Below are 16,134 nucleotides of genomic sequence, written 5' to 3'. Positions count from 1 at the left end.
CCGGAAGATGGGAGTGAGCGAGCCAACGTTCTACCGTTGGAAGAAGGAGTATGCAGGGATGGGGATCAACGAGGTCCGGCGGTTGAAACAGCTCGAGGAAGAGAACCGACGGCTGAAGCAGTTGGTCGCAGACCTGACACTGGACAAGCAAATTCTCCAGGATGTGTTGTCAAAAAAGCTCTAAGGCCTGCCGTTCGTCGAAGTCTGGTTCAAGAGATGATGACCAGTTACCAGACTAGCGAAAGGCAGGCCCTGGATGCGCTGGGATGGCCACGGTCGACACACCGATATCAGAGCATTGCCGGTAAGCAAGAGGCACTGAGGATGCGTTTGAAGGAACTGGCAGGGATCCGTGTTGGATTTGGATATCGCCGACTTCATGTGATCCTACTGCGGGAAGGCTGGCAGATCAATCACAAACGAGTGTACCGATTGTACCGTGAAGAAGGACTTGGATTACGCAGAAAGACGCCACGGAGGCGGGTTGCAGCTCAGAAGCGGGAGATGCATCCAACGGCGGCAGAACGGAACGAATGCTGGAGCATGGACTTTGTCTCTGACCAGCTCTTCGATAACCGGAGAATAAGGGTGCTGGCGATAGTGGACAATCACACCCGTGAAAGTCTCGCGCTGTACCCGGATCAGAGAGTTCGAAGCATGGATGTCGTCCACGTCTTGGAAGCCGTCACAGAGCATAAGGGATTTCCCAAATGGATCAAGGTGGACAACGGACCGGAATTCATTTCGAAGGATTTGGACCGATGGGCATACTGGAATAAGGTGGAGCTGGATTTCAGCAGACCGGGAACACCGAGCGACAACGCATTCATTGAAGCATTCAACTCACGCTTCCGTCAGGAATGTTTGAACGAACACTGGTTCCTTTCTCTGGATGATGCACGCCAGAAGATCGAAGCATGGAGAATTGAATACAACTCCGAGCGACCCCACAGTGCACTGAACTACCAGACACCAGAGGAATTCATCAACCAAATCGAACGACAAAGGACCGTATCCGCTTGACATTAATCACGAATTTGTTCTTATTCAATTTGGATCAAAGATGGGGAGCACCGCCTCATCGTCAGTTACTAATATGACATTGGACCAGTTTTTAGGGGCATGTCAATCGCACCATCTTGTTTTCGTCCGCTTCGGTGTTTAATATCTCTCAGGTCGTGTTGATGATAGTCGGAAGGCGAGTCCCGGACTCCTCCCAATCATCAGTCTTCGCAACCAAAAAAATTGCCAGGAGGGATAATGAAAGAGGCTATAAGGGAATTTCTGAACTCAAAGCGAATTGCGGTTGTCGGGGTTTCCCGTGAACCGAAGAAGTTCGGAAACTCAATTTATCGGGGGCTCAAGGAGCGCGGTTACGAAGTTATCGGTGTGAATCCTTGTCTAAAAGATCTTAACGGAGAGGCATGTTATCCAAACATTTCCGCGCTTCGGGGAAAGATCGACGGCATTGTCATCTGCATATCGCCCGAAAAAGTGGAGCCCGTTCTCCGTGAAGCCGCACGATCAGGCATGATGAATGTCTGGCTTCAACAGGGATCGGAAACCGTCGAGAGCGCGACACTCGGCAAGCTGCTCGGACTGAATGTCGTTGCCGGCAAATGTATTCTTATGTACGCTCAGCCCGTAAACGGATTCCACAACATACACAGATTTTTCATGAAGATTTTCGGGAAACTATAATTTTCTCAGCAAGCTAATTCATTTCAGCAGCAGCGCTTTCCTTGTACTCACCGCCATTCCGGGGGAACTGGAAAGAGGAGATACTTCCAACCTGAAGAAGTAAATCCCACTGGCAAGCGAACGGGCGTCAAATATCGCGGAGTGTTCACCCGGCGATTGCCTTTCATTCACAAGCGATCGTACAAGTCTGCCAAGCACATCGTAGACTTTCAGATTCACTTGGCTGACAGCTGAGAGCCGATAGCTGATGGTGGTCGCCGGATTAAAGGGATTGGGATAATTCTGACGGAGATCAAAACTCGAGACTGGATGCCGCGGCATTTCAACGGCACCTAAAAAATAAAGATAAGATCTGGAGTAGATGTGGGAACGGCCCGTACGACTGCTTTGAAAAACAGCGAAGCCCCTGATATTGGAATAATTTTCGACACGGGCATACGTAGACATCTCAGGATCGCTGTTTGAACCGGGACTGCTCACGGTATCGGAGTTCAGGAAAACCAGAGATGTGTCTTCCCCGGTGGTTCGCTCCCACAAACCAAATCCCCACGGAGCAATAATTGACATTTTTTTCCCAAGACCAGCTTCCGTAACGAGTTCAGGAGGCGAAAAGAACGCCAGCCCAAAATTATCAGATAATGAATCGCCTGCAACAACGTCGCTTTGCCAGGTACCGGACAACTCGGACATCCATGCTTCCTTTCTTCCAGCTGTGCTCAAGTCGAACGTGAGGAGCGTGGCAAACATCTGACGAAAACGGGGGCGATCGATGTCTCCATTCAATACGATAGTGTCCACAGTCGTCATGCCCATCGAATCCGGATAACCGATTGTGCCGACAAGACAGATTTTCTTCCCGTCCCGGTTCGTAGCTGTCCATGCGACGCCGGTAAACTGTCTGTAATCGTAATGGAAAAAGTCGAACTCAGAACTGTCGGCTCCCGTATTGACCAGGAATCTTGATCGAGTGGGGACTGTTCCCGAGAATATTGAGTAGTATACAGACGAGTCCCTTTCCCAGAGCACGATCAGAGTTGAATCGTTCAGAGATCGAACTATAGGATTTTCGTTGCTGACTGAGTCGCTCGTCAAGGCGACTGGAGCAGACCAGAGTTGGGTGTCCGGTCCGCAAGTTGAGTAATAGATGTTCCAAACACTATCAGATTTTTCCTGCCATGCTGCGATCGAAAACGACTTCTGCTCGTAGTCATTGCCCGCCAGAACCCAGTATGCTAACGAGCAGATATGGGGAAGTCTTTGTGTGACGCCAATTGTGGCGGGGGAGATGGTGTAGACAGTCGTATCCCAACTCCCATTTTGTCCCTGGTTGCGAACTCCTGCTATAGATGATAGGCCTGCATTCCATCTTTCGAAAAGGACCCACAGATCCGAGGCGGTACCGTAGGGGAGGACGGTGTATTCTCCACACGTGACCTGAGGATGAAGGTCATCGAATTCTCCTCCCGTCAGAGTGTCAACTTTCTGCCAGCCGTATTGAGATAGTGCCGGTCTTACAGCCAGCGCGACTATAAAAATTACTGCCCATTTCATGCTACACCCCCTTGAGTATGGATTGATCATTGCTCCAACATCGAAAGCTTCCTTGTTCCCATTTACAAAGCTGGGACAATTTCGCGAAACCCCATCGCGATCTCTCGGGAAATACACCGTTGCTTAGGAGCGACTTATATTTAGTTTGAGCATGGATCTGAGAAGAGATAAATAGGAGAATGGAAATAGTGGTGACGACTTCATTCATGGCTCCCTCCCGTCTAGTGTGCCACTGCCTCGCGCTGGAGGATTCGTCCCACGACCCTGGCGAAAATTAGCTGGTATTCAATTGAATGTCAAGAAGTCGCCACCCTAAATTCGTGAATGTGACCCACTGTCGCTCCGATGCTACAGCTTCAGAACAACCTCACGCGCCTCGAGTAAGTGAGTGCCCCTATCTTCTTATATACTTCAGAGTTCTTGCCGGGTCGGCTATTCTGGCGAAGAACCCGTAACCTCCTAGATTATTCTCCACCTTCATGAGAATCGTGTTCCATCCTTTTTTCAACTTGACCGACATTGTGTCCTGGTCGGCCTGAGCCCCGCGATTCTCGAGTTTTCTGAATAAGACTTTCCCGTCCACGAAGACCTTAACTCCGTCGTCCGAGCCGATTAGGAATGTCAATGCCTGTTCTTTTGGAGAATAAACCTGAGTCGTAGCGTACGATACAACGAGCTCTTCCGGATTGAAATGCCCGAGCAGATTCACCATACCATCGTTTCCTGCTTTCACTCTCTGCCACTTTATTTTCTGGCCGCCGACGCCGGAGTAGGTGCCTGAAAGTCGAATTTCTTTTTCCGGCGGGTACGGTATGTCCAGCCCAAGCCTGTTACCCTGTGCGTCCGAAGGATTAGGAAACGGGCCGATGATATTCCAGTCCGTAATGAAATTCTTCTCGGGCGAAATTAGTATCGCGTCGATCCCTACCGAATAGCCCGAGGCCGATTTGTCCTTTCCTGTAATGTCAAATTTCAAGCCGATCGGTCCACCGTCGGAGACAAGGTCCTTGACGCTTACACTCCCGCCCGGCAACACAGAACTCGCGTAACCATCTATTCGTCCGATTTTCTCACCGCCGAGTAAGATATCGGCATCGCCGTAGTCAGGACCTTTTGTAAAATATATGTTCATCTGATAACGATCGGCTCCGGGCGTTGGAACATTTAATATGAACGTCGACCCGGTTTTGTCCGCGGTGATTCGCAGCTGCTTTCCGCCGCTCCAGTCCGGACCGTAATCGGTCATGTCTTCAACTAAAGTTCGGATGTCGCTACCGATGGCGGTGAGCGACTCTGCCTCCACCGCTCCGTTGGGGACTGCTACCCTCAGCGGAATTCTCAAGCTCGCCTTGATCATAGGCGGAAATTTCTTGTGTGGATCCAACTGGTACCAGTATGCCGTGCTGCTGTAATCCGCCGCTTCAGTATTCTCAGTCCCATGTTCGATCGTAACGCGAATCGATTTGCTGAACGGAACCGCATCGCCCACCAAGAATCTATACGCGGCAATTTGAGAAGTAGAATCGATCTTCCAGATTAATCCGTGGAACGGTGCTGAATACTCGCCGCGATTGAAGTACCAGCCACTATTGAAGAAGTCTTCTGTACCGGTCCCGTTTACCGAGGGTTTGGTCTCCCCGTCGACGTAAATCATCTCGTCACCCTCGAGAAACCAGAGGTTATTGTCGTATCCCTGTATATTCAGGTTGCACCCGACAAATTGTCCGCGGCCCTCAGCATCAAGAATGAGATAATTTTCTTTCGATCTCGTCCTGATGTCCCTGTTCCAACATGCATGAAAATAGCCCACATCTATCCCGAAGGGTTGGTCCACTTTCTGGTAATCGATGTTGTAGTAGAACGAAGAAATTGTGCTTCCTGTCTCATTGACTATTTCAACTTTCGCAGATTTATTAAAGGGCATCGGGAAATAAGAGTAGAAACCGCCGCTCGTCATTCCCACAAATCTCGAGATGTACTGTTTGTAACCGAATCCGGTGCCGAAGAAATCTCCGAGCGGCACTTCGACTGACGGATCCTGTTCGCCGTCCCAGTACATTCTCATTAGAATGCGGCGTAAGTAGTAGGGATCCGATGAACCGACAGTCATCCAGATCCTCGCGACGGCGCCTGGCCCCTGAACGTCCATGATCGACACTGATTTGCCGGCCGGTATGGAAATGAAGTCGCTGTTCCTGCCGGTCGTATCGTAACTGCCCACGTGATAAAGGCGGCTGTTCCGAATATATGGAATCTGAGACGGTGAGAAAAGTTTGTCAAGATCAGTCTGGGCGGAAGCCAACTGGATGGCTCCGAAAAAAATCAACAAGGAGAATGCAAACAGGTTGCTGCGTTTCATAGTCTCAACTCTCTCGTAGGATTAAACCAATCTTCTCTGTTCACTTTAAGATTTCAGCTCTAACATCCCTGCAATTAGCTTTTAGCTCTCAGCTGTTAGCTGATACCTGATAGCTGCCTGCAGGCGGCTTTTCACTTTTCGCTTCTCGGCGGACTCTTGCGATTTCGTCCCACCGGAACATGCGTTGACTCGCTTATTGCTTCACGCGAATACTGAATTCGCAGTCGATAAATCCCGATCCCTGCTTTCCCGGTACCGTGACACTCAGTACGTTTTGATCGATCGCTGCGCCGGTCACGCTTTCCACCAGATCCTGATTCGTTATGCATACTTCATATGATTTTCCACTCAGGCCCTGGGCATTTACCCGAAGTTCCTTCCCGTTTCTGATAACAGAAATAATCTTTAACCCCTCGTCAGATGCGCCCGTCCATGTGTGAGGATTCGGAGGGAGAATCTCGACTGTCCTCCTGTATGCAAATTCTACTTTATTATTTTCCTCGGACATTCGTAACTCGATAGATGGTTCGACTCCCTCATTGAAGTTTGAAGGATCATACTTTTCTCTCTTACCGTTGACCATGACAGAATCGATCACGGTCCCCGGGCCAAAGACAGGAGCAATCTTGATGAAAAATCCACGCGCGTTTTTCTTGTTCACTGCAATAGTCACTTTGCTCATTGTCTTATGATAATCAAATGAGAACGACGCATTCCCAATTTTGAAATCAGAGGCCGAAGCGCTGTCCCAGTCTGCTGGAAATTGAGGTGCAAACGTGACGGTACTGTCGATCACGCTCCCATCGAGTCCGAAAAGACCCCTGACCAGCGGAAGGACCGCTCCGGCAGTCGAGAAACCCTGGTGCGATACAGCCTCGCCAAGCCAGGTATTTGTGGCGCCCGAAAAAACTTCAGTCACATCACCAGCCTCGTTGTCAAACGTGTGCCTGACGGACGCGAGAACCAATTCGTAACCCTGCAAGCTGAACCTGTGCTCAAACTCGGCGGCCGCAGCCCAACCGGTTATGAACGGCCAGACCGTCCCGTAATTGTAGTTCAGTGGGTCGTAGTACTTGCTCCTAGCGGAGATACTGCGAACTCCCCAGTCAGTTGTCAGTTCCGACGACGCGAGACGCTCGAGCGCTAGATCGTCGTGATCGCGGCTCCCGATGTCCCATGCAAGCCCGACAGCCATCCATGGAGATAACTCATCTACCTGTTCGCCTTTCGAGTTGAAGGCGTAAGCGTAAAATCCTCTGGACTGATTCCAGAATTTCTTCTCATAGGAATCTGCCGCTCTGGAATTTTCGGAAGACGCATTCTTGAAATATGTCTCATCTCCGACGACCTGAGCGAGTTGTGCCATTGCATGGGTCGCGCGTACCCAAATGGCAGACAAATAAACGTCCGACTCGATCCCGATCAGAGAACCGAATTCAAGTGCGCCGAGACCTGCTTTGCTGTTGTCCATTAATCCATCGTTATTAGAATCGGTCGTCAAGCACCAGTCGTATGCTTTCTTCAACGATTCCCAGCTTCTCAGAATGAATTCTCTGTCCCCGGTCATTTTGTAATAGTCATACATGGCGTCGATATAGAACGGCGTTGTATCGGCATGTATGTATCCGTAGCCGTAATTCTTGAACCAGTCGACATATCCTGCCGCCTGAGAGAGCTCGTGTGCCATCTTGCCGTCGGATCGCTGCCATTTTTCAGTGAACGCGAGCACGTCGCGCACAGTGCTGAAGGCGCAGTAGCTATTCAGGCTGAAAGAGTTTATGAACGCGTCGCCGCCGAAGAACCATCCAAATCCGGGACGTCCGCCAGTTCCCGACATTCCCAATCCGGCAACAATTCCCTTCCCCAGATCAGGATTATTCACCACCAGATTATCGTAAGCAACTTTCGCCCATTCGAAGGCGAGATTTATTTCACTCAAGGGAGTGGTGAGCTTAAGTGTGTTGTCTTCAACTTCCTTGAAATGGTTCACGCTTTCCAGATAATGTTTTTCGGGATCTGACTTCAACGAATCATAAACGGCCTTCACAGATTCCCACTTCCCTTTTCCCCCTGCGATGTAAATCGGGACAAACCTTCCGCGGACAGAAGCGGGATCTTTTATTTCGATCGTAAATTCATTCGGGTAATCCGAAAGCATATGGGCGGGCGTGTATGATATACCGTTCGCGGCCGGAGATCCTACAATGCCGTGGTTCTGACCCGTCGCCTCGTCGATGACATATGCTTTCAGGTCATCGTCCCAGTAAGCGTACTGACCTCCGAGACCCGCGGGCCACATCGGCTGAAGGACTGGGAGAAAGCCGCAGACTATTTTCAGCGGCACTAAAGAATCGACTTCGAGAAGGATCATCGCGCCGGGTTCGTCCACAGCGGTAACGAAGACTGCCTTCACGGTGAACGATTGGTACACATAAGTGATGGTCGTGGCTTCCGGAGTCACCTTGACTTCGCGCGCAATGTCCGCTGCGTTGATGGGGCGCGTCGAGTTTTCCAGATAAAATGAAAATTCAAAATTGCGAAATAGTTTGAGTGGGTAAGCCCAGGCTTCGAAGGTTCCGCTTTCATATCCCAACACGGCGAACCTTCTTCCCACTTTGTCGAAGGGTGTGAATTGGCGGGCAGGCCTGCCTATCGCCATGTGGTTTTCAACAATGGGAAACGAGGTAATCGACCCCCGGAGAGGAGTAATCTCCTTAGAATCCTGCGCAAACGCTTTCGAACCGGCACTCGCAAGAGCGATCGCCAAAATAAACATCCCAATCCTCATTTGAATAACTCCGTCTAGTGGGATTGTTGGAGCCGCTTTAAATTCTGATTTAAGCGCTCTCGAATCACCTTTTCGCACGCCTCTTCAAAGGATGAGCTTCTGTGTTAAACACATATTTCTTCAGGCTGAGTTTTTTCTCGGAAGTGAAAGTCAAGTAGAGATATTTCATTGTCTCCGCCAGGAAGAAGCTCGGCATCTCGTCAACTTTTTGTTTTGTCACGACGTCGCTGAGCGATGCGTAGCCGTCCGGAATACGGCAGGAGTACATCAAAGTCCTGAAATAAGTTTCTGCGCGGAAGAGATATTGCTCGTCATGCGTGAATCTGTAAAGATAGAAATTGGATTCGATACTTTCGGGTCGAAGGACATATCCCGGCGAAGTTATCTTCATGTCTGTGTAATTGATCGCTTCGGGTTCAACACCGTAGTAAAGCCACATTTTATAGCATGATTCTTCCAGGGCTCTCGCTCTTTTGAGATCGCCGCTGAGCGCGAGCACCGCAGGAAAAAAAGCGTCGAGTGCGCCGAATTCCTGACTTTCTCGCACTCCTGTGTCCATGTTAACGTGCCCGTACCACAACTCGCCGTTTACCGTGTCGGGAAGGTATTTGTTAATGGCAATTATTGACTCGTCCCACATCTTCTTGAAATCTTTGTCACGGAAAAGCAACCACGCCTTCAGAAGATATTCGTAGTACGAGTCGATGGCGCCGCTAATGTGACTGTCCCTGTCTGTCCACTGGCCGGTGTTTACATTTATCCATGTTCCGACCAGACCTATTCTTGACCGCCGGTGGAATACGGCTTCTACGGCTTTCTTCGCCTTTTCGAAGTAGACCGGGTCACGTGTGAGTCTGCTCAGAGTTCCAAACTCGAGTGTCATGGATCCGATCTCCGCAGGATTAGAAATGCTGTCTCTTACGGCACCTGTCGTAAGGTTCACGTATCTATAAGGCATGCCTGTGGGAGAATTGAAAATTGGCAGGAGACGGTCTCCGAGGTCGGTCGCGAGCTTGAGAAATCGTTTGTCACCATCAAGTTCGTAAGCAGAAAGGAGTCCGCCCAACTCACGTATTGTAATTTCAAATGCCTGCACTTCCATGTCTCTGTCGAAAGAAAGCTTGCTCAGGATCAGATCTTTGTCTCTCTTCGCTTCATCTTTCAAACCCATAAGGAAAATGGTGTCGAATGCATCGACCGGAGTCATTAGAAGAGAATGCGTGTACCAGTCGCGATATGATCTAGTGAGCGGCTTAAGTTCATCGTGTCCCCACGCATATTTCCGATAATTGTCCCATGCGTGCAGGAATTCGTGCTTCACTTTTTCGGCGTACATGGTTCGTTCGTTGGTCCTGCCATAAGTGTCATGAGTGTTAATTCCGGACAGGATCGAGAACGAGCAGATGAGCGTAAGGAGCATCCGAGAGGAAGATTGTTGGAGAGTCGTCATCCTTGATGAGCCTTTCGAGGGTGGGAGATGATTAATTTCCGGCACTCAGGAATATAACAAATCTGTTCGTCCGGCAAAAAGGAGAGTAGTGCGAGCGTGAGACCTGACGAAGTCGGCGACTCAGGATCGGGCACCGGGTCAGAATGAAATGCTTAGACTCTCGTCGCTGCTCGAGGGGGAAAGCAAAATAATTCCCCGCGGGTGTTTAGTAACGGCCCTATCAGTATAACCCGCGAGGCATGTTGGTAGACCGCACGCGAAGTACGGCTGCCGAATCAGATTTAATTCCCGGGTGGAACCGGGTGTGCTATCTTGGCGCTGTAGGCAGCAAAATCAAATCCGTGATAGAACGGACTCTCCTGATTATGGCACTTGACACAGACTTCCTGGGTCGGGATTACCATTCCGACGGAAGACGGATCAATTTTTTTAGCCGCGAGATCTTTCATGGTAGACATCTTCCAATAATCGCTTCCCGGGCCATGACAAGCTTCGCATTGAATGCCGTCCTGCGGATTGAATGTCGTGTCGAACATTTCCGCCGCCTGACCGTAGCCGGTTTCGTGACACTTCAGGCATTCAGCCGCTTTTTGCGGATCTGCTATGCCGCGAGCCTTAGCTACTGCTTTGGCAGAATCAGAGGCGAGATCCGCGAATGCCTGGGCGTGCAAAGACGACTGCCAGATTTTGAATTGGGCACCGATCTTGTCTGCGCTGTGGCAAAGCTTGCACTTGGATGCACCGACATATTTGTGCGTGGAGGGAGCTGAACCTTGCGGAGACTGTGCAAACACGAGACTCACCGCAACCATATACGCGAACACAATCACCAACCATAAGACTATCTTTCTCATCTTCGACTTTTCCTTTCTATTTGCCTGATCTTCAAAAACAGGACGATGACCAGGAAAGTTATCGCCAGAGTCGCAACACCAAGCCCCTTCCTCCGGAAATAAAACTCGTAGATCGCAGCGGCGGCACCCTGTTGGGCTTCAGCAACGATCTTCAATCCGGGTCCAGCCGCTGTCATAACCTGAGCTGCGTTCAACCCGTGGACCTGAACTCGTGACTCGACAATAGACTGATTGACATCCTTCAGCGAGTATTTTGCATCTGATACATCCATTCCAAGCTGCTCGGCTCGTTCGATGGATGCGGCAGCGTCTGATCGGCCATATGTAAGACTGTCAAGAGCCCGTCGAACAAGAATGATGACAGAATCCGCGGGATCTGCTCCGTTGTTCAGGTGGCACGATCCGCAGACGGAACTGGAGTCGAATCCGACCATAGTATCCGTCGGCGGTTTAACAAGATGGTTGCTGTGGCAAACCACGCAACCTGGGAGCTTTCGTTTTGCGAATGCGGCCATGTGGGGGCTTTTGTCAAAGAGGTCGGCATTCGCCTGGTGGCAGGTTCCGCAAACTGATGCGACCGACGAAAGACCCGGGGGGACTGCACCATGGTTCCCGTGGCAGGAGTTACATGCGGGGGCGCTGAGATCGGAATTCTTCAAAAGTGCTATTCCGTGTACGCTTTGACTGTAGTTCTCATATTGATTTGTGGGAATATGATACTCGGCCATATAAGTTTTGTTGCTGTGACATTTGGCGCAAGTAAGAGGAATGTTTGTAGGATAGACAGATGATCTCGGGTCCTTCACGGGACGGATCAAATGATTCGAATGACAGCTGACGCATGTAGCCGCCTTCTCATCGCCGGCCTGATTTCTCTTCCCGTGCACACTCGTCAGATATTTTTCAAACTGGTCGACGGGGATACCCGGATTGAATTTCTTCATGTAGTCCGGGTCCGCGTGACACTTTGCGCACGTCTTGGTCACATTCGTAGCGAAGACCGGGGCGCGCCGATCTGATATCTTCATGATATTGTGAATGCCGTGACACGATACGCATTGCGGACCGTCGCTGTTCTGACTAAGGGCTCTTCCATGGACGCCTTCGGAGAAGTCGTCGACAACATCGTTAAGATGGTACTCGGACTTTATGCTCGATTTAGAAGAGCCATGACATTTGGCACACATCGCGGGAATCGCCGACGGTTTGGGAACACCGATGTAACCTTTGGATACGCTCATGGCAGCATCCTGGTCCTCAAGAGTTGGATCACCACCGTGACAATCGGAGCATTTGACACCCGCCTTGAAGTGAACATCGTTCGAGTACATCTGTGCCTCAGTACTCCCGATGTCAGTATGACAACTGTAGCACTTGTCTACTTCCTTGGTCCCCTGACCGTAAGTCACCAAAGGCGCCCAAAGCAAAGAGAGACAAGAGAGATGAAGTATCGATAAACGTCCCATTTCTATCTTGCTCCTATTGCCGTCAGGACTAGGATGTAAATGACTACGCCCATACCGACATAAGTGATAATTCTGTTTCTTGATCCCTTAGGTGTTTTCGAATCCCAGAATGGCACGAGGAACCACAGGAGTCCGGCGAGTCCGAAGAGACCGACGCCCACGACTTCGCCATCGAGACTCAATATTTGCGCGGGGAAAAACTTCAACGACTGGAACATGAAAAGGAAATACCATTCGGGTTTGATCCCCATCGGGGCTGGTGCAAAAGGATCTGCTTTGTTCCCAAGCTCCCACGGAAAGAACACAGCGAGTATAGCCAGAACGTTCAGCACGATCAGCCAGAGGAGAAGGTCACGAAGGACAAAATTAGGAAAGAAAGGGATATGCTTCCTCTGCGATTCGGGACGATCCTTCCAGGATTCCGGCTCGCTGATTCCTTGTACCTGGATCATTAGGAGATGGACGCTCAGAATGACTGTGAAGATTGCAGGGAGAACAGCAACGTGGAATCCGAAAAACCTCGTCAGCGTGGATGTCGTCACGTCAGATCCGTTCCGTAAGATCTGCAGGATAGGTTGCCCAAGTACGGGTACCACTCCGACAATTTCCGTCCCGACCTTGGTAGCGAAATATGAAAGTGTATTCCACGGCAGGAGGTAACCGCTGAAACCGAATGTCAGAGACAAAGCCAGAAGCAAGAATCCGGAATACCACGTGAGTTCTCTGGGTGTTCGAAATGCTTTCGTAAAGAAAACGGAAAACATGTGAATCAGGACGGACAATATCATAAGGTTTGCAGACCAGCTGTGCACCGACCTGATCAGCCACCCGAATTCAACTTTCGTCACTATGAATCGGACGCTCTCATACGCTGTCTGCGCGCCGGGCTGATAATACATGAGAAGGAGGATCCCCGTGACCACCTGCACAATGAAGAGAAACAGACTCACGCCTCCAAAGTAGTACCAAAACGAGCCTCTGAATTGCGGAACCTTTTTCTTGTCGGCGAAGTGTTCGATCGCACTGATGTCGTAGCGTTGGGCTAGCCAGCGGACAAATCTGGAATTTGTATTCATTGGGTTCCCCTTAGCCCTTCGACACAATTATGTCGTCGCCTTTTACTGCAACCTTGAACTGCTCGAGCGGCCTTGGCGGAGGACCGGCAATATTCCTTCCGTTCAAATCATATACTCCTCCATGACACGCGCACCATATTTTTTGCATGTCGGGCCGATACTGGACTGTGCATTGAAGATGAGAACAGACGGCACTGAAGGCTTCGAGTCGACCGTCCGGAGTGTTTATCAGGATGCCCGGTTCATTTCCAAACCGGAAGACCTTCCCTTCATTCTTCTTCAACTCTTTGATTGAACCGGCCACCACGCTTGAGGGCGTCGGTTCCGTCTGCGGGGGAACTTTGAAATATTCGAACATCGGGTATAAAACGGAACCAAGCCACGCCAGCGCGCCGAGCCCCAACAGATAGTCGAGGAATGTCCGCCGCGTCATCTTCTTATTTTCAGACTCAATCATCCCGCCATGTTCTCCAATAGGACTAGTTCAATTCTCCGGGCCAAACCACATCTGAAGGAGCCAAACACAATTGTCGACGAAAACCTGAGAGAATCCGACCTCTGATTAACAGGTTGATGGTGGCAGTCGGCATGCAATCGCATCTCAGTTTTCCGGCTTGAAGCGAGGTATTGCAATGCCTGTGCCGCTAATCTCCTCAGATTCTCATGATTCTCCACTAGTTCACGAACAAGTGCGGCAAAATGCCGGCTCACAGGTAAGCGGAGAGGCGAACCTCCACTTTTTATTCGGGATTTCAGCGTGCTGAAGTGGGAATCAAATCCTGTCATGATTAGAAACGACTTTCCAGAAGCTGCACCGGGAGCCCTGATCAAGTAGGCAAACTGACATTCATAACCCTCGATTAGACTTCGCGCGGAAATCTGCTCTCGCTTCAATGTGACCTGATCCTACTCTTGGCGTAGAGCACCGAGATGATGAGAAAGGCACTGCCGAGCACCAAGAACGATACGATTCTGAAAGAGGATTCAAGTGCTCCTATCCCGACGAACAACAAATAGAAAGCAGTTAGAATAAATGTCAGGAGAGACAGCCATCTGTACTTCAGATTCTCAAGCACACGGCTAAGGACATAGTACACCAGAGCAACGCCTACCCATGATAGGCTCACGTACTTCCCCGGGAGTATTGAGTAGAGCGCGTACGGGATCATGACAAATGCAGCTGTAAGATATGCGTTCCTCATCAACTCCGTTTTCAGATCAAGCCTATGCTTCTGCCAGTTCAGGATTCTTGCGCTGAGCAACGCTGCAAGCCCGAAACTAATTCCGGTAATACCTTCTCTACCGGTGAAAGCAAGGTAAGAGATGAATATAATCACGTAGATACCAAAATTCGCGACAACGATGAATTTCGATCGAAACCAGACGGCTGTGGAGACAACAAGGATGCTCTGCCAGCAGAGCCAAATTATCGAGTTTGAAAGTCCGAACCGTGCCACGATAGCAATACTCAGTGCAGCGTAACCGAGCATCGCATAAAAAAATGTCTGATATCTGCTTTTCTCGGAAATCCAAAATCCCACAGCAAGCAGTAAGAAGACCAAAGAGGCTGCAACATTGACGAGAAATATTTCCGGCTGCAATTCCGTCACGGAAATGAAAAGAATGAGAATGAACATCCCGGCACCATTCAGCAGGGAGCCCATGATGAGCGCAATGCTTTCAAGGGGTTTCCCGGCGCGGAACAAATTCTCGCCGCTGAATATTACTAACCATAGAATCACGAATGCAGGGGCTGCAAGTGACGCGGACCGGATCTGTACATTGTGGCTGAGTATCGGGTTGTTCAATAACCACTCGATCACACTTATCAGCGTCAAGCCCGTACAGAACGTCGAAACATTTTGCCAATGATATTTGACAGCAATGAATGCAGATCCGATTACTAGAACCGAAATAAGAATGAGGAATGCCTCCTCGGAGTTAACCAGGAGCGAAGCAATGTAACCCATTGTCATGCTAAGTCCGGTCAGATAAGGAGATCTCTTCCGAACTGAAACCAAAAGCGAAGCGACTGCGATCGCAAACAACAAGCAGGTCTCGACGACAGCGTTCTCAACAGCATTTCCGCCGAAGAAGTGGAGTCGCATTGTGGATAAGTACAACAGGCACAACCCTGCTCCGAGCAAATATCCGGAAACAAACGGAACATTCCTTCGCAAGCGGCGGGATAGAATGATTACAATACCCGCGATGACACACCCCGCAACCGGCGAGAACAAATCCGGCAGGTCATGGAACGGCTGCACAAGAAAGAAGAACATGCCTATGAGAAACGCCAGCACGCCGGCCTTTGCAAATAGGTAAAGCCCAATCCGCAGTTCCAGACTATCGCCAGATTCCGCTGTCTCGATTTGGCCGGGTTGATTTGAATCGGAGGACTTTCCATCGCCTTCAATGCTCAGCTGTTTCTCCACCCTGGCGATGCGCGATTCCAGATCGGACACATGCTTCTCTAGCGATTCAAAACGCGCCGACGAATCATCATTGTTCATCTTAAAGCTCCTTTCGGGACATATCCGGAAACCCTCAGGCCTCACTACATTCCAGCTTGGACGAACCCTAAGCCGACTTTGACAGAGTTTTCAGGAAGTTCACTCGCGCCCCAGCGTCAGATGGCACGAGAAACCGTCTGGCAGACGTCAAGCCTTGATTCTGTTGGCGTAAGAAAACGACTCAAGATTGCCTAAATGAAAATTCACGCCCAATGTTCGTTCGATGTATTGGATGGAAGCATCTCTTGTTTATCAGCGAAGACGACCCGAAGGATCTTTGTGCAGACTTGTTACAAGGCAATAATAGATCAACTCGTGACCATAGTCAAGCCTGAGTACTCGTCCAGCTCTTCTATTGATTTAGTCCAACCAATTC

The 16,134-nt window shown here is 50.0% G+C and carries 11 protein-coding genes; 2 read left to right on the top strand and 9 right to left on the bottom strand.

The genetic code is table 11. The features are described from left to right. Together VIS48_13250 and VIS48_13245 are read left to right on the top strand one after the other, a co-directional pair. Positions 1–1,023 (top strand): IS3 family transposase gene (locus VIS48_13250; protein HEY9167116.1). Its coding sequence is split into 2 segments (ribosomal slippage), with 1,024 coding nucleotides annotated over them: positions 1–170 and positions 170–1,023; the frame shifts between segments, so codons are not numbered across the junction. This gene is flagged as partial in the annotation. Between the two features lie 237 nt (positions 1,024–1,260). After that, complete coding sequence (locus VIS48_13245) at positions 1,261–1,701, top strand: CoA-binding protein (protein HEY9167115.1); 441 nt, start codon at positions 1,261–1,263, stop codon at positions 1,699–1,701. Between the two features lie 18 nt (positions 1,702–1,719). On the opposite strand, the gene VIS48_13240 is transcribed toward VIS48_13245, so the two are convergent. The 9 genes from VIS48_13240 to VIS48_13200 all read right to left on the bottom strand — a co-directional run bounded on the left by VIS48_13240 (position 1,720) and on the right by VIS48_13200 (position 15,758). Then, complete coding sequence (locus VIS48_13240) at positions 1,720–3,252, bottom strand: T9SS type A sorting domain-containing protein (protein ID HEY9167114.1); 1,533 nt, start codon at positions 3,250–3,252, stop codon at positions 1,720–1,722. 394 nt (positions 3,253–3,646) lie between these two features. Then, complete coding sequence (locus VIS48_13235) at positions 3,647–5,611, bottom strand: glycoside hydrolase family 172 protein (protein HEY9167113.1); 1,965 nt, start codon at positions 5,609–5,611, stop codon at positions 3,647–3,649. Between the two features lie 193 nt (positions 5,612–5,804). After that, entirely contained in the window at positions 5,805–8,387 is a 2,583-nt protein-coding gene (locus VIS48_13230; GenBank protein ID HEY9167112.1) for a GH116 family glycosyl hydrolase, read from the bottom strand. A 76-nt stretch (positions 8,388–8,463) separates the two neighbouring features. After that, positions 8,464–9,849 carry a glycoside hydrolase family 47 protein gene (locus VIS48_13225; GenBank protein ID HEY9167111.1) on the bottom strand — a complete coding sequence of 462 codons (1,386 nt, stop codon included), beginning with the start codon at positions 9,847–9,849 and terminating at the stop codon, positions 8,464–8,466. Between the two features lie 281 nt (positions 9,850–10,130). Next, positions 10,131–10,703, bottom strand: coding sequence for a cytochrome c family protein (locus VIS48_13220; protein HEY9167110.1), 573 nt, complete (start codon positions 10,701–10,703; stop codon positions 10,131–10,133). Then, positions 10,700–12,169, bottom strand: coding sequence for an ammonia-forming cytochrome c nitrite reductase subunit c552 (locus VIS48_13215; protein HEY9167109.1), 1,470 nt, complete (start codon positions 12,167–12,169; stop codon positions 10,700–10,702). The genes VIS48_13220 and VIS48_13215 overlap by 4 nt, the downstream gene beginning before the upstream one ends. A gap of 2 nt (positions 12,170–12,171) precedes the next feature. Continuing rightward, positions 12,172–13,245 (bottom strand): cytochrome bc complex cytochrome b subunit, encoded by a 1,074-nt coding sequence (locus VIS48_13210; protein ID HEY9167108.1) that lies wholly within the window; start codon positions 13,243–13,245, stop codon positions 12,172–12,174. Between the two features lie 10 nt (positions 13,246–13,255). Further along, positions 13,256–13,702, bottom strand: coding sequence for a Rieske (2Fe-2S) protein (locus VIS48_13205; protein ID HEY9167107.1), 447 nt, complete (start codon positions 13,700–13,702; stop codon positions 13,256–13,258). 433 nt (positions 13,703–14,135) lie between these two features. Next, positions 14,136–15,758 carry a hypothetical protein gene (locus VIS48_13200; GenBank protein HEY9167106.1) on the bottom strand — a complete coding sequence of 541 codons (1,623 nt, stop codon included), beginning with the start codon at positions 15,756–15,758 and terminating at the stop codon, positions 14,136–14,138. Between the last annotated feature and the right edge of the window lie 376 nt (positions 15,759–16,134).

This window comes from Candidatus Kryptoniota bacterium, assembly GCA_036567965.1.
Taxonomy (GTDB): domain Bacteria; phylum Bacteroidota; class Ignavibacteria; order Kryptoniales; family JAKASW01; genus JAKASW01.
The sequence above is the reverse complement of the archived record's forward strand: the minus strand, read 5'-3'. Positions and strand labels throughout refer to the sequence as shown.

Bases quoted from the DNA above. Each gene is read 5' to 3' on its own strand.
- VIS48_13245 (HEY9167115.1), top strand. From the start codon at position 1,261: ATGAAAGAGGCTATAAGGGAATTTCTGAACTCAAAGCGAATTGCGGTT.
- VIS48_13240 (HEY9167114.1), bottom strand. From the start codon at position 3,252: ATGAAATGGGCAGTAATTTTTATAGTCGCGCTGGCTGTAAGACCGGCA.
- VIS48_13235 (HEY9167113.1), bottom strand. From the start codon at position 5,611: ATGAAACGCAGCAACCTGTTTGCATTCTCCTTGTTGATTTTTTTCGGA.
- VIS48_13230 (HEY9167112.1), bottom strand. From the start codon at position 8,387: ATGTTTATTTTGGCGATCGCTCTTGCGAGTGCCGGTTCGAAAGCGTTT.
- VIS48_13225 (HEY9167111.1), bottom strand. From the start codon at position 9,849: ATGACGACTCTCCAACAATCTTCCTCTCGGATGCTCCTTACGCTCATC.
- VIS48_13220 (HEY9167110.1), bottom strand. From the start codon at position 10,703: ATGAGAAAGATAGTCTTATGGTTGGTGATTGTGTTCGCGTATATGGTT.
- VIS48_13215 (HEY9167109.1), bottom strand. From the start codon at position 12,169: ATGGGACGTTTATCGATACTTCATCTCTCTTGTCTCTCTTTGCTTTGG.
- VIS48_13210 (HEY9167108.1), bottom strand. From the start codon at position 13,245: ATGAATACAAATTCCAGATTTGTCCGCTGGCTAGCCCAACGCTACGAC.
- VIS48_13205 (HEY9167107.1), bottom strand. From the start codon at position 13,702: ATGATTGAGTCTGAAAATAAGAAGATGACGCGGCGGACATTCCTCGAC.
- VIS48_13200 (HEY9167106.1), bottom strand. From the start codon at position 15,758: ATGAACAATGATGATTCGTCGGCGCGTTTTGAATCGCTAGAGAAGCAT.